Annotated in this window: 14 protein-coding genes; 4 read left to right on the top strand and 10 right to left on the bottom strand. The window is 36.2% G+C overall.

Annotation, left to right across the window (positions count from 1 at the left end; all coding sequences use genetic code 11):
- Positions 1-229 precede the first annotated feature (229 nt).
- The 7 genes from INR75_RS00070 to INR75_RS00040 form a co-directional block, all read right to left on the bottom strand.
- Positions 230-2,452, bottom strand: a complete 2,223-nt coding sequence (locus tag INR75_RS00070) for an NADP-dependent isocitrate dehydrogenase (protein ID WP_223090282.1) — start codon at positions 2,450-2,452, stop codon at positions 230-232.
- 197 nt (positions 2,453-2,649) lie between these two features.
- Complete coding sequence (gene rplS / locus INR75_RS00065; protein WP_013073002.1) at positions 2,650-3,003, bottom strand: 50S ribosomal protein L19; 354 nt, start codon at positions 3,001-3,003, stop codon at positions 2,650-2,652.
- Between the two features lie 118 nt (positions 3,004-3,121).
- On the bottom strand, positions 3,122-3,802 hold the full coding sequence (gene trmD, locus INR75_RS00060; protein ID WP_223090281.1) for a tRNA (guanosine(37)-N1)-methyltransferase TrmD: 681 nt from the start codon (positions 3,800-3,802) through the stop codon (positions 3,122-3,124).
- 45 nt (positions 3,803-3,847) lie between these two features.
- On the bottom strand, positions 3,848-4,438 hold the full coding sequence (locus INR75_RS00055) for a hypothetical protein (RefSeq protein ID WP_223090280.1): 591 nt from the start codon (positions 4,436-4,438) through the stop codon (positions 3,848-3,850).
- A 133-nt stretch (positions 4,439-4,571) separates the two neighbouring features.
- Positions 4,572-5,666 (bottom strand): DUF748 domain-containing protein, encoded by a 1,095-nt coding sequence (locus INR75_RS00050; RefSeq protein ID WP_223090279.1) that lies wholly within the window; start codon positions 5,664-5,666, stop codon positions 4,572-4,574.
- Positions 5,667-5,870: 204 nt separating this feature from the next.
- Positions 5,871-7,319: a glyceraldehyde-3-phosphate dehydrogenase gene (locus INR75_RS00045; RefSeq protein WP_092543628.1), complete on the bottom strand. Its 1,449-nt coding sequence runs from the start codon at positions 7,317-7,319 to the stop codon at positions 5,871-5,873.
- Positions 7,320-7,445: 126 nt separating this feature from the next.
- Positions 7,446-8,843 (bottom strand): S1C family serine protease, encoded by a 1,398-nt coding sequence (locus INR75_RS00040; protein ID WP_223090278.1) that lies wholly within the window; start codon positions 8,841-8,843, stop codon positions 7,446-7,448.
- A gap of 138 nt (positions 8,844-8,981) precedes the next feature.
- On the opposite strand from INR75_RS00040, the gene dapF reads away from it, so the two are divergent.
- From dapF to INR75_RS00020, 4 genes are all read left to right on the top strand, one after another.
- A complete protein-coding gene (gene dapF / locus INR75_RS00035; protein WP_223090277.1) occupies positions 8,982-9,773 on the top strand; it encodes a diaminopimelate epimerase in 792 nt (263 codons plus the stop codon).
- Complete coding sequence (locus INR75_RS00030; protein ID WP_092543622.1) at positions 9,767-10,300, top strand: GNAT family N-acetyltransferase; 534 nt, start codon at positions 9,767-9,769, stop codon at positions 10,298-10,300. The genes dapF and INR75_RS00030 overlap by 7 nt, the downstream gene beginning before the upstream one ends.
- Positions 10,290-11,333: an endolytic transglycosylase MltG gene (gene mltG, locus INR75_RS00025; protein ID WP_223090276.1), complete on the top strand. Its 1,044-nt coding sequence runs from the start codon at positions 10,290-10,292 to the stop codon at positions 11,331-11,333. Before INR75_RS00030 ends, mltG begins: the two co-directional genes overlap by 11 nt.
- Positions 11,334-11,545: 212 nt before the next feature.
- Positions 11,546-12,223 (top strand): peptidoglycan-binding protein LysM, encoded by a 678-nt coding sequence (locus INR75_RS00020; protein ID WP_223090275.1) that lies wholly within the window; start codon positions 11,546-11,548, stop codon positions 12,221-12,223.
- A gap of 9 nt (positions 12,224-12,232) precedes the next feature.
- Here INR75_RS00020 and INR75_RS00015 read toward each other — a convergent pair whose 3' ends face one another.
- From INR75_RS00015 to dnaA, 3 genes are read right to left on the bottom strand one after another with little or no spacing between them, the layout of a single operon-like run.
- Positions 12,233-12,958, bottom strand: coding sequence for an SAM-dependent methyltransferase (locus INR75_RS00015; RefSeq protein WP_223090274.1), 726 nt, complete (start codon positions 12,956-12,958; stop codon positions 12,233-12,235).
- On the bottom strand, positions 12,958-13,428 hold the full coding sequence (locus INR75_RS00010; protein ID WP_223090273.1) for a low molecular weight protein-tyrosine-phosphatase: 471 nt from the start codon (positions 13,426-13,428) through the stop codon (positions 12,958-12,960). The genes INR75_RS00015 and INR75_RS00010 overlap by 1 nt, the downstream gene beginning before the upstream one ends.
- A 53-nt stretch (positions 13,429-13,481) precedes the next feature.
- Positions 13,482-14,909, bottom strand: a complete 1,428-nt coding sequence (dnaA, locus tag INR75_RS00005) for a chromosomal replication initiator protein DnaA (RefSeq protein WP_092543612.1) — start codon at positions 14,907-14,909, stop codon at positions 13,482-13,484.
- Between the last annotated feature and the right edge of the window lie 91 nt (positions 14,910-15,000).

Below are 15,000 nucleotides of genomic sequence, written 5' to 3'. Positions count from 1 at the left end.
CTACGAAAATAAGGTTTAACCTAAGATTAATAGAATTATTGTATGGATTGGAAGCAATAATGCTAAGATTTAAAAAAAGAAAGGTCGAAATTGTACAATTTCGACCTTTAATAAAATTTATTGGCACCGCCAACAGGTATTATAATCTGAGGCTTGCCTCGAAATTAAAAAATTGTTTATGGTGAATGCCTCGCGGGCTTGCCCCAGAGGTAGTTTACTTTTTCAGGATTTAGTTTCCTAAAATCTTATTTAGCGTTTCACTAGGTAGCATCGCACTGCTGGTTTTTTGATCATCCATTTTGTAATATCCACCAATATCTTGAGGAGATCCCTGTGCGCTATTCAATTCTTCCATAATTTTAGATTCATTCGCTTCTAGTTCTGAGGCTATTTTACCAAAATGGTCTTTTAAATCGGCATCCTTATCTTGATTTGCTAAAGCTTCAGCCCAATATAATGCAAGATAGAAATGGCTTCCGCGGTTATCAATTTCATTTACCTTTCTAGAAGGTGATTTTCCGTTTTCAAGGAATTTTTCAGTAGCCTTATCTAAGGTGTCTGCTAGTATAAGAGCTCTTTCATTGTTGTATTTATTTCCTAAGTGCTCTAAAGAAACCGCTAATGCAAGAAACTCTCCTAAAGAATCCCATCTTAAGTGTCCTTCTTCAACGAATTGTTGTACGTGCTTTGGTGCAGATCCACCTGCTCCAGTTTCGAATAATCCTCCACCATTCATTAAAGGAACAATAGAAAGCATTTTTGCACTGGTTCCTAATTCTAGAATTGGGAATAAATCGGTTAAATAATCTCTAAGTACGTTACCAGTTACAGAGATGGTATCTTTTCCTTCTTTTACTCTTTTTAGAGTAAATTCGGTTGCTTTTACTGGAGACATGATCTCGATCTGAAGTCCTTCAGTATCGTGTTGTGGAAGATACTTTTGTACTTTTTCGATCAATTGCGCATCGTGAGCTCTTTCGTTATCTAACCAGAATACGATTGGCATTCCGCTATCTTTTGCCCGATTTACAGCTAATTTTATCCAATCCTGGATAGGAGCATCTTTTACCTGGCACATTCTCCAGATATCACCTTCTTCAACTTCGTGCTCGATTAAAGTTTCACCTTTAAGATCAACAACCTTAACGGTACCATCTTCAGGTAATTCGAAAGTTTTATCGTGAGAACCATATTCTTCAGCTTTTTGAGCCATAAGCCCTACGTTAGGAACCGTTCCCATTGTGGTAGGATCAAAAGCGCCGTGTTCTTTACAGAATTCGATAGTGGCCTGGTAAATTCCGGCGTAACTACTATCTGGAATTACGGCTTTAGTATCTTGAGTTTTGTTGTCTTTATTCCACATTTGCCCAGAAGTCCTAATCATTGCTGGCATAGAAGCATCAATAATTACATCACTAGGTACATGTAGATTGGTTATTCCTTTGTCTGAATTAACCATTGCCATATCTGGACCATTGTCGATATCAGCCTGAATAGCATCACTAATTTCTTTTCTTTTATCCTCTGGTAAAGATTCTATCGCACTTAGGATATCACCTAGTCCGCTATTAGGATTTCCTCCAGCTTTTTTAATATCGTCACCGTATTTTTCGAAAACATCAGCAAAGAAAACTTTTACAGCATGGCCAAAAATAATAGGATCTGAAACCTTCATCATCGTAGCTTTCATGTGAAGAGAAAAAAGAACTCCTTTATCTTTTGCATCCTGAACCTGCTCTTTTAAGAATTTTTCTAATTGAGCAACATGCATTACTGTACCATCGATAATTTCGCCAGCCAGTAATTTGATTCCTTTTTTAAGTACAGTCTCTTCTCCAGAAGCTGAAGTGAATACGATGTCTACGCTATCGTCTTCGTTAAGAGTAACAGATTTTTCGTTGTGGCAAAAATCTCCGCTATCCATAGTTGCAACATGAGATTTAGAGTCTGAGCTCCATTCTCCCATCGAGTGTGGATTCTTTTTTGCGAAATTCTTTACCGCTTTTGGCGCTCTACGATCTGAGTTTCCTTCACGTAATACAGGGTTTACCGCACTACCTTTTACTTTATCGTATTTTGCTCTTATTTCTTTTTCTTCCTTAGTAGCTGGCTCGTCTGGATATTCAGGAAGTTTATATCCTTTTTCCTGAAGTTCTTTAATAGCTGCTTTTAACTGCGGAATAGAAGCACTAATATTAGGAAGTTTAATAATATTTGCCTCTGGTTTTTTTGCTAGTTCACCAAGTTCAGCTAATGCATCTGCAACCTTTTGGTCTTCTTCTAAAAATTCTGGGAATTGAGAAAGAATACGTCCTGCAAGAGAAATATCTTTAGTCTCTAGAATTACATCTGCTGCTTTGGTATAAGTTTGTACGATTGGAAGTAATGAGTATGTGGCTAAAGCCGGAGCTTCATCTGTTTTGGTATAAAAAATCTTGGTGTTTTCTGCCATTATTCAATTTTTTTGATTTGTCATTATTCGCAAAAAACCCTGCTATGATACAGGGTTTGATGCATTCGCAATATACTATTTTTTAGGCATTTTAGCTAGCGAATTACCAGCAAAGCCTGTTAAGAAATACTAAAATTGAGGCATAAAAAAACTCCGTTGGAAACGGAGTTTTTAAATTGTATTGTAAAAAGTAAAAATTAAGCTCTTTTTGCTTCTTTAATACGAGCTTTTTTACCAGTAAGTTCTCTAAAGTAGAAAATTCTAGCTCTTCTAACGCTACCTCTTTTGTTGATCTCGATCTTTTGGATCGCAGGAAGGTTTACTGGGAAGATACGCTCTACACCTACAGTACCACTCATTTTTCTAATAGTAAAAGTTTGTGAGCTACCTGTTCCTCTTTTTTGGATTACAACCCCACGGAAGAACTGAGTACGGGTTTTTTGACCCTCTTTAATTTCGTAATAAACTGTAATAGTATCTCCAGCTGAAAATTCAGGAAGATCTTTCTTAGTAACGAATTCGTCTTGAACGTATTTAATTAACGATTCCATAGTTAAATATTTAAGATACAAGCTAAAACAACGTTCACGGTTCTCGCCAGAGGTTATTTTAGAACGGATGCAAAATTATAAATTTTATTTTTATAAATATAGGTTTTGTTGAAGAATTTTAATCTTCATCTAAAAGATCTGGTCTAAGCCTTTTTGTACGTCTAAATGCTTCATTTTCACGCCACTCTTCAATCTTAGGGAAATTTCCTGTAGTTAAGATTTCAGGTACTTTCCATCCTTTATATTCCGCAGGTCTTGTGTAAACAGGAGGAGCCAATAAATTATCCTGAAACGAATCTGTTAATGCTGAAGTTTCATTCCCCAGAACTCCCGGGATAAGCCTTATTACCGCATCGCACAAAATTGCAGCGCCTAATTCCCCGCCAGAAAGTACATAATCTCCAACTGAAATTTCTTTGGTGATAAAATGATCCCTCACACGTTGATCTACTCCTTTATAATGGCCGCAAAGAATGATAATGTTTTCCATCATCGAAACTCTGTTTGCCATTTTTTGATTTAATGTTGCACCATCTGGCGTCATATAAATTACTTCGTCGTAATTTCGTTCAGACTTCAGCTTAGTGATACACTTATCAATAGGCTCGATCATCATTACCATGCCTGCGCCGCCTCCAAATTGATAATCATCAATTTGCTTATAGTTATCGGTTACATAATCTCTTAAATTATGTAAATGGATTTCTACATGACCTTTTTCGATTGCTCGTTTCAGAATCGAAGCTTCAAACGGACTCTTTAAAATATCTGGAACAACAGTGATAATGTCTATTCGCATGGCGGTTTATTTTTAGGACTGCAAAGATGCGAATAATTGCAGAATTTAGCTGTTCATTCTATTTACCTTATTTTTTTCATCCTGAAGTAATCGGCCAAGACGTTGCTCTTTCTCCAGCGCTTTTTTCTTGTAGGCGTCAAATTCTCTTTCAGTGTCATCAAGGCGTTTTTTAGCCTCTTTAGTAACCGAATTAGAATTTTTATACTTATAAATAAAGAAAAGTAAAGCTAGAATTAGAATAGCAACAATTCCCCACATCATAGCCATATAGGTTCCTTTAGTGAGTGGTAAGCCTAAAAAGACAATATTATCCTTTTCTTCGGTTACTTTTTGAAGATCCTGTTGCGTGGTTTTTAATTCACCTTCTAAATTAGCAATTTCATCTACTTGTTGGTCTGCGGTATTTTTACCAACCGTAATCTGGTCTTTTAACTCCTGAATATAATCATTGGTGTTATCTCGAAGATCGATTAGATCGTCATAATTCACCACTTTATATTCCTGATAGTTGTTAGAAGATTCAATTAACTCCTGAAATTCCTGTTGAATAGGATTTGTTGTTGAAATACTGTCTTGTGCATTATTTTTAAGTGTAAATGCGGTAAAAATTAATAGTGTAATTAGTAGCTTGTTCATTTTAAAATGAAATTTTCAAGTTTGTTAGTACCAACGTAACCTGTAAAATGATATTTTATTGTACAGGCTTCAATTTTTTTGGCTTGCAAATTTCAGAAGAAACTATCGCCAAAACAACGAATATTGAGTTTAATTAATCTTCTCGCTCAGCATCTTCAAAATTAATTTCTTCATTTACGCTATTTTTAAACGCATTGATCCAGGCATTTTCGAATATGTTTAGGATGGTGGGAAAGATGCCACTTTTTACATTATTAAGATCGCCTTCTATAGGTACTTTAGTTGCTAAAGTATCGGTGCCCTGATTTTTCAGAATAAATTTGAATACTCCAACAAATCCTTCCCAAAGTTTTTTTAGCAAACCGCCATCATCATTTTTTGCGATGAGTTTGGTGTTGATGAACATGGGTTTTATATAGCCTTTCATATAAGCATCGTTAATGGCTACTTCGCTATAAAGCTCAAAGGTTCCGCTTTCAAAATCTACACCGGCGTATTGCCTTGTAAGATCATTGATTCCGGTAGCGTTTGCTTTTTCAAGAGAAAAGTCAAGATCTATATCTGGAATCTCTTTGAGTAAATTCAGATTACCGTTTAGATTCACTTTGCCATTACCAATAGAAACTGCTGTGGCTTTAATATTTGATGGTAATTTTTTTTCAGTATTTACCACATTACTAAGATTCGTTGCCTGCAGATTTATTTTTTGCATAAACATATCAAGCTCTGGATTTGTAGAAAGCTGAACAAAATTGGCAGCACCATCATAGATCTGGAGTCGGTTAATATCAATAGGTACTAGGTCTGTCAGCGCTTTTGTCCAATCCTCGGCATCTGCATTTTCTACGGAAGTAGAATCTTGTTGATCTTCAAAAATATAATTGAATTTAGGGCTTTGCATTTCGATCTCGCTTACCACCTTGCCTTTTAAAAGCGATCTCCATTCTATTGAAATATCTGTTTTTGGGAAATCGAGTAGGGGAGTATCGGTTTGGGCTTCTTCATTGATCAGGATCAAACCGTCGATGGTATAAGCACCTCTCCATAAAGCAAGATCGATATCTTCTACATGGCCGCTGTAACCGGGAATATTATTTAGTGTTTTGTTGACATAATTTTTAACGATCAGAGGCAGAAATAGTCTAAAAATGATGAGCGCAACGATTATAGAAACGGGAATGATGTATCGTTTCTTCTTGAGATGTCGTCTTTTTCTTTTAGCATTCATGCTTTATTGGCACCGCCAAAGGGTATAATGCCCCAAGGCTTGCCTCGAAATTAAAAATTTGTTTCCAACGAATGTCTTGAGGGCTTGTCCCAAGGTAGTTTACTTTTTACAAAATTGCACAAAGACTTTAAATCAACAGGTTAAGTTTATCATAAAAAAGATACCCGCCATTGGCGGGTATCGGGGATTGGAAAAAATACAGGTTTAGTAGTAAGTATATCGCCTAACTTTAGCAATATACTTCGCTAGCCTGATTACCTGATGGCTATAGCCATACTCATTATCGTACCATACGTATAGCACGATGCTTTTTCCATGATTAGCAACAATCGTTGCCTTACTGTCATAAATTGATGGCGCAGAAGAACCAATAATATCTGATGAAACCAGTTCGTTATCGATCGAGAATTTAATTTGCTCTACCAAATCGCCTTCCAGCGCATATTTTTTTAAGACCGAGTTTACACCTTCAACGGAAGTTTCATTTTCTACCTCTAAATGTAAAATAGCTAAAGATCCATTTGGTACAGGAACTCGTATAGCGTTAGAAGTTAATTTCCCTTCTAATTGAGGTAAGCATTTGGCAACTGCTTTACCGGCACCGGTTTCAGTAATAACCATATTTAAACTCGCTGCCCTGCCACGGCGATATTTGCTATGCATATTGTCTACCAGGTTTTGATCGTTGGTATACGCATGGATAGTTTCTAAATGCCCGTGGACGATCCCTAAGGATTCGTCGATAGCTTTTAAGACCGGAGTGATCGCATTTGTGGTACAACTGGCAGCCGAATAAATGTCATTTTCGTCTGGCTTAAATAACGTGTGGTTTGCCCCGTGAACGATATTAGGAATTCCTTTTCCCGGTGCGGTAAGCAATACTTTTGAAGCTCCTTTAGAACTTAAATGTCGTTTCAGTGCTTCCTGGTCTCGAAAAGCACCGGTATTATCGATAATTAGAGCTTCATTTATACCAAATTTTGTGTAGTCTACATCTTCGGGTTTTGCAGCACTAATTACATGAACCGTAGTTCCGTTGATTAAAAGAGCAGATTTTTCAAGGTCATAAGAAACCGTTCCTGCAAATTCACCATGAATAGAATCATTCATTAAAAGTGAAGCTCTTTTAGCTAAAACTTCTTCTGAAATTTTATCTCTGGTTACAATGGCTCTTAATCTAAGTTGGTTGCCTTTGCCGGTTTTTGTCATTAATTCTCGAGCAACCAATCGGCCAATTCTTCCGAAACCATATAACACCACGTCTTTGGGAGTCACTGCTTCTACTTCTTTAGAACCTTTTAATTTATCTGAAACGAAAGCCAGTGCATTGGTATATTCTTCATCTTCCAGGTGATATTCGTAAGTAAGCTTACCAATATCTAATTTTGCCGGAGGAAGATCCAGACCTTTTATCGCTTTTGCGATTTCAACCGAATCAAAGATTGAGATCGGTTTTTGCACAAAAGCGCCAGCATATTCATGAAGATTTAAAATGTCACTAACATTTTTATTGATCAGCTGATTTCTAAAAAGTACAAGCTCGATAGATTTATCATACCATAAGTCACTTACAATATTTATAAATTCTACTGTAGCACGTCTTCGATCTGCCTGAAATGCCAGTTCTCTTTCGTAAACTTTATTTAAGCTCATTTTGTATAAATGTGTGATTAAATTTAATACAAAAGTATGGATTTCAAACGTTTTCGTAAAACATTTAGAACATAAAAAAACTCCCGTAAACACAGGAGTTTTAAGTGTATTTTGAACGTTTATTGCCTATCTAAAGATTACTCGTTGTTTTTGCCCGGTTTTATCAATAAATGTCATTGTTAAACCTTGTCCTCTTTCTAAAGATTTAAAAGCTTCATCTGCATCGCGAATATCGTAGATCTTTTCTCCGTTGATTTCAGTAATAATAGAACCTACAAATTCTTCTTCAGAATATTGCTCACTTAAGGTTTTACTAATTTTTACGCCATTTTCGGTTTGATAAAACTTTAATTCGTCTTTAGTAGCGTTAGTCACTTCTAATCCAATAGGGAGTTGCGTTACACGAAGTTCTGTTAATTTTACCGCGATTTCTTTTTCTATACCATCTCTTAAAATAGTCACACTTACGGTGTCGTTTGGTCTCTTCGTATTAATATAGCCGGTAAGATCTGAGAATTTATTTACTTTAATATTATCTACTTTTCTTATCACATCTTTCGATTTAATCCCGGCTTTCTCTGCACCACTTCCAGAAGTTACTTCACTTACATAAACACCCTGTGTAGTTCCGTATTCTTCGCTAAGCTCTGGTGTTCTGGTGAAATCACTTCCTCTAATACCAAGAATTCCTTGTTGAATATCTCCATATTCCATAATATCTTCAACAATTTTTCGGGCATTATTAGATGGTACGGCAAAGGCATAACCAACATAACTACCCGTCATAGAGGTGATCGCAGTGTTAATTCCTACTAGCTCACCATTAATATTTACTAGAGCACCACCGCTATTTCCTGGATTTATCGCAGCATCGGTCTGGATAAAAGATTGGCCGGTAGCATTTGGATTAAGATTTCTGGATTTTGCACTTACAATACCAGCGGTAACGGTAGATTTTAAATTGAAAGGATTCCCAACAGCTAAAACCCACTCACCAACTTTAACATTGTTTGAGTTTCCAAAAGGAATATATTCTAACTCTTCTTCTGGTTCTACTTTGATTAATGCAATATCAGAAGTTGCATCGGCCCCAACAACTTTTGCTTTGTAAGTTTTGTTGTTGTTTAAGGTTACTTCTAATTCGTTAGCACCGTCGATCACGTGATTATTGGTCACGATATAGCCATCTGGAGTAATAATCACACCAGATCCAGTTCCTCGCAGCGCTTTGCTAGATTCTGTTTTACCTCGCATAACATCTGCCCAGCTTCTAGGGCCACTATAGACGGCAACATTTTTAACGTGCACAACCGCATGTACTGTTTTTTCGGCAGCAGCTGTAAAATCTACATTCGTACCATAAGTACGATTGGCATCATAATTTGCTTGAATAAGGCTTTGGGTAGCATCTTTCTTTTCTTGCAAGAAGGAAACATTTTCTTCTTCAAAAAATAGCTTGTAGCTACCTAATGTTAATGCTCCACCAAGGATGGACACAATAAGTAAACTTGCTAATTTTCTCATCTTCTTTTGAAAAATTTTATTAATTAAACTTTTAAATTATACTAAATAGATTCTATTTTCCTGTTTGTCAGCTAATAGTTAAAAACGTAGAAGTCAGTTCTAAAATTGTATATTTGAGCCGTTAAAATCTGCTAAAAAATGAGACTTCAGTTTTTCAAATATCAGGGAACAGGAAACGATTTTGTTATGATCGATAATCGTGATAAAAGAGTATCCAAAAACGATACCAAATTGATCAACAGGCTTTGTGACCGTAAATTTGGCATAGGAGCAGACGGATTAATTCTTTTAGAACACCCAGATGTTGAAGGAGACGATTTTAAAATGGTTTATTTTAATGCTGATGGAAATGAAAGTAGTATGTGTGGCAACGGTGGCCGTTGTTTAGTAGCTTTTGCAAAAATGCTTGGAATCATCGAAACTGAAGCCAGTTTTGCCGCCATCGATGGTCCTCATAAAGCTTCTGTCGATAGTGATGATATTGTAAATTTACAGATGCAAAATGTGTCTGATATTTACCAATCTGGGAATATTGCATTTTTGGATACCGGTTCGCCACATCATATTGTTTTTACTGAAAATGTAAAAGACCTTGATGTGAAAGGAGAAGGAGCCGCTATTCGATATTCTACAGATTATAAGGAAAAAGGAACTAACGTAAATTTTGTCGAGAAAACTGAAGCTGATGATACTTTTATAGTGCGAACGTATGAACGCGGAGTAGAAGATGAAACTTTAGCTTGTGGAACAGGAGTAACTGCAGTGGCGATTGCAGCGCATAATAGTAATAGAACCAAGGTAAGCGAGGTGAAATTGCAGGTTCCGGGAGGAAATTTATCTGTTAGTTTTAAAGCTGACGGCAATAATTATAGTGATGTTTGGTTAAAAGGTCCTGCACAACTTGTTTTTAAAGGCGAGATCGAATGCTAACATTAAAAGGAGAAAAATTATATCTGCGCGCATTAGAACCTGAAGATCTCGAATTTCTTCATGAATTGGAGAATAACGAAGAATTTTGGGAAGTAAGTGCTACGCAAGCTCCTTTTTCAAAATATATCCTAAAAAAATATCTTGAGAATTCACATTTAGATATTTACGAAATAAAACAATTGCGTCTGGTAATTTGTAATCTTAAAGATCAGCCTATTGGTTTGATCGATATTTTTGACTTTGAGCCTAGAGATCGAAGGGCCGCCATCGGGATTCTAATTGCAAATCCAGAAGAACGACAAAAAGGTTTTGGAGCAGAAAGTTTAGCGCTTGTTTGTAAATACTGCTTCAAGCATTTAGGACTGCACCAGGTATATGCAAATATCACCGCAGATAACGAGCGTAGCTTGCGACTATTCGAAAATCGCGGATTCACGCAGGCAGGTTTAAAAAAGGAATGGACGTTTGTAAATGGTCGTTTTAAAGACGAATATTTATATCAACTAATAAATAAGAATGTACATTAAAAAGATTTTAGTAGCCATTGCAATTTTGGGATTGGTGGCCGTAGGAGGATTCAGTTATTATATTTATCAAAGTATTTTTGGGGAAAATACCGCATTTTCTTCCGAGGAAAAAGTAGTGCTAATTCCTACAAATTCGGCTTACCCAATGGTGATCGATAGTTTAAGACCGCTTATTAAAGATCTAAACAGCTTTAATATTGTTGCAGAAAAAAAGCAATATCCAAATAATATAAAAGCAGGAAGATTTATTCTGAAAAAAGGAATGAACAATAACGAGATTATCAATACACTTCGAAGCAAGAACGCACCGATAAATGTAACTTTTAATAATCAGGAGCGCATAGAGGATCTTGCAGGACGTGTGTCCACTCAAATCGAAGCAGATAGTCTTAGTCTACTTGAAGCGATGAAAAGTGAGAACTTTCTTGCTGAAAATGATTTTAGCGAAGCAACGGCTTTGGGGATGTACATTCCTAATAAATATGAATTTTTTTGGAATACCTCTGCTGAAGAGTTTAGAAGCAGAATGAAAAAGGAATACGATCGCTTTTGGACAGCTGAGAAATTAAAGAAAGCTGAAGAGATTGGCTTAACGCCGGCACAGGTGATTACCATAGCTTCTATCGTGCAAAAAGAAACCGCAAAGGTAGACGAACGTCCAAGAGTTGCCGGAGTGTACATGAATCGTTATAAAAATGGCTGGAAATTGGATGCCGATCCTACAGTGATCTATGCAATCAAAGAAAAAACACAAAATTTCGATACGATCATAAAAAGAGTGCTTTATAAAGATCTTGAATTAGATTCTCCATATAATACTTATAAATACCGTGAAATCCCTCCGGGCCCAATTAGCATGCCCGATATTTCTTCAATAAACTCGGTGTTGAATTATGAGGATCACGATTACTTCTATTTTGTAGCTAACGTAGAAAATTTTGGCTACCATAAATTCGCTAAAACCCTTGCTCAGCATAACAGAAACAAGCAGGAGTACGTTCGCTGGATTAACAAAAAGGGAATAAAAAGATAAAAACTTATAGAATTAAGGAAAGTCTAACTTATTGACGGTCTGAATCTTACTTTGTTGTTAAACTATAGGGAAGGTTTAGAAAAGGTTTAACAGTCTGTTGCTCAGATTATTAATTTTTGTTGTACATTTGCCCTCGCAAATTTGAAGATGAATCAAGTTTATAAATATATAAATAAAATTTGATTTAACAAAGTCTTCAGAAAAAAAATGTAATGAGTAAGAAAATTGTTAAACTTTCCTGGTTGCCGGTTCTAGCTGGATCTGTATTTTTTAGTTTTAGCACTAAAGAGGCAGCCGATCTAGAGATTGAAGGTTTTACTACTCCAAATCTTGAATTAGATTATACGGTGTCTTTGGATACTGTAGAAGCAGAAACTTCAGAGCTTGCTGTAAAAGCACTCCCGAAGTTAGGTAAGTCTTACATTGGATTTAAAGAAGCTTTAGGCTTTAAAGAATCTCGTGGAAATTACAAAAGCATCAATGAGTATGGATACATGGGGAAATACCAGTTTGGTAAAGGAACGCTTAATTTATTAGGTGTTTACAATACACAGGAATTCCTAAATACTCCAGAACTTCAGGAAGCAACGTTTTATACCAATGCTTCTAGAAACAAGTGGATCTTAATTCGCGATATTAAGCGTTTTGTAGGCAAGAAAATAAACGGTGTAGAGGTTACCGAATCTGGTATTCTGGCAGCAGCGCATCTTGCAGGTCCTGGTAGTGTGAAAAAATATTTAAGAAGCTACGGCGCACAAATGTTCAACGATGCATTTGGTACCAGTATTAAATATTATATGAAGCGTTTTGCAGGCTATGATACTTCTTTTATCAAACCTGTTAAAAATCCGCGTGTAGATTTTTCTAAAATAAACATCGCTAATTCCTAATCTTAGGAGTTAGTCTTTTTGAATAACAAAAATGGTAGGTCTTTTATGAAGGTCTACCTTTTTTTGTTTCCATTCATTTATGGGAAGCGTTAGGATGTATTCTGAAGCTAATGTGATATCGCAAGCAATACATAAACGGGTAGAAGGGTGTAAAGTTTGTATAAGATCCTCTAAAAGCTTGTTATTACGATATGGCGTTTCAATAAAAACCTGAGCCATATTTTTTTCAGCAGAAATACGTTCAAGATTCTTCAATTCCTGCTTCTTTTCTTTTTTATCGATAGGTAAGTAGCCATTAAAGCTAAAAGCCTGTCCGTTCATTCCGCTGCCCATCATGGCAAGTAAGATCGAGGAAGGACCAACTAAAGGAATTACCTGTATTCCATTTTGATGAGCCAGCTTTACAATTTCGGCACCGGGATCGGCAACTCCGGGAACACCGGCTTCACTTATAAGTCCCATATCAAATCCCTCTTTACAGGCATCTAAAAAGTTAGGGATTTCAGTAACTTCAGTAAACTTGTTTAAAGTTTTAAATTTTAAAATCTGCTGTTTTTTCTGCGGAACAAGTTTTTTTATGGCTCTACGCGCAGTTTTTTCGTTTTCAGCAATATAATGATCTATGCGTTCTACGTGTTTTTTCACCGTTAGTGGTAAAACATCTATAGGGTTAGATTCTCCCAAGGTTGTTGGGATCAAATAAAGTTTTCCTGAAAATGAAAAGTTCGCTGCCATTAGTAGGTTCCGTTGTTTAATTTTTCAATGATCTTATCTGTAGCTTCATCCAGCATTTGGTATACATTTTCGAAGCCTTGATCTCCGCCATAATAAGGATCTGGAACATCTACATTTTCACCGGGAAAGATCTCGTTTAAGATCAGTTTTATTTTTGCTTTTTCTTCTTCGGAATTAGTTAAAGAAACCGCATCACGATAATTTGAATTATCCATCACAAAAATATGGTCAAAATCTTTCAAATCTTGCTTTGTAAGTTGGCGACCGCGTTGATCGGTAATATCAAGATCGTGTTTTCTTGCAGTAGCAATAGATCTGCGATCGGGTAGATCGTCAATATGATAGTTGCTAGTTCCGGCCGAATCTACATAAACTTCATTTGCATCTACTTTTGCCTTTAAAACTCCTTTAGCAAGAGGTGAGCGGCAAATATTGCCAAGGCAAACCATAAGGATCTTTTTCTTTTCCATATTCAGTAGCTGTTTTAAAGCAAAAAAGCTCTTTTAAAAGAGCTTTTTGAAACTTAGATCGTTAATTTTTTATTGAGATCTTCTACAAATTTTTTGAATTGCTTATCTGTAGAAGCAAGATTATCTACCGTTTTGCAAGCGTGTAAAACAGTGGCATGGTCCCGACTTCCTATTTGCGAGCCAATGCTGGCTAAAGAAGCTTTTGTGAATTTCTTCGCAAAGAACATGGCCAATTGTCTCGCCTGTACAATGTGTCGCTTTCTGGTTTTAGATTGCAAAGTTTCTACATCCATCTGGAAGTAATCACTTACTACTTTTTGAATATAATCGATGCTTACTTCACGTTTGGTATTCTTAACGTAATTATCGACAATCTTCTTTGCAAGTTCTAAAGTAACATCCTTTTTGTTGAAAGAAGAGTGAGCGATCAAAGAAATAATTGCTCCTTCTAATTCACGAATATTAGCTTTAATGTTGTTCGCTAAGAACTCAACGATATCTTCAGGCATTTCTACACCATCACGATAAAGTTTGTTCTTAATTATTGAAACACGAGTTTCGAAATCAGGATGTTGTAATTCAGCTGAAAGACCCCATTTAAATCGAGAAAGTAAACGCTGCTCGATATCCTGCATATCTACCGGAGCTTTATCACTGGTAAGAATTACCTGTTTTCCGTTTTGATGCAAGTGGTTAAAGATGTGGAAAAATACATCCTGAGTTCCTGCTTTACCCGATAATAATTGAATATCATCTACAATTAAAACATCAATAATCTGGTAGAAATGAATAAAGTCATTTCGATTATTCTTCTTAACAGATTCGATATACTGTTGCGTAAATTTTTCCGCAGAAATATAAAGAACCGTTTTCTCTGGATATTTGTCTTTTATTTCTACTCCAATGGCGTGTGCCAAATGAGTTTTTCCAAGACCAACGCCTCCAAAAATAAGAAGCGGATTAAAAGATGTTCCTCCTGGTTTGTTTGCTACCGCTAAACCAGCAGATCTGGCCAGACGGTTAGAGTCTCCTTCAAGAAAATTCTCGAAGTTATAACTAGGATTTAACTGAGATTCGATCTTTACATTTCTAATACCCGGAATCACAAAAGGATTCTTTAATTCAGGGTTTTTATTCTTCACGGGAACATCTACTTCCTGTGAAGTCATATTCGCTCTTTGTGTACTAGGAATCTTTTCGGTAAAAGGTAACTTATTACCGTAAGTGTTTTCCATTTTAATAACGTACACCAATTTTGCTTTCTCCCCAAGCTCGCGAGTTAAACTAACTTTTAGAAGCTTAACATAGTGTTCTTCCAACCACTCGTAGAAAAACTTAGACGGTACCTGTATGCTTAATGCACAATCGGTAAGCTTTACTGCTTGTATTGGCTCGAACCAGGTTTTGTAAGCCTGTGGCGAAATGTTATCTTTTATAAAAGCTAGACAGCTATTCCAAACTGATTGCGCAGTTTTCGACATGCTACGTGTGACGTTATTTGTTGGTTATTAGATTGTTCGATTTAACTCCTGATAAGAGTGCTTCTTTCCAAAAGAAGGGCAACAAAGATGT

The organism is Zunongwangia sp. SCSIO 43204, from assembly GCF_019904275.1.
Taxonomy (GTDB): domain Bacteria; phylum Bacteroidota; class Bacteroidia; order Flavobacteriales; family Flavobacteriaceae; genus Zunongwangia; species Zunongwangia mangrovi.
The sequence above is the reverse complement of the archived record's forward strand: the minus strand, read 5'-3'. Positions and strand labels throughout refer to the sequence as shown.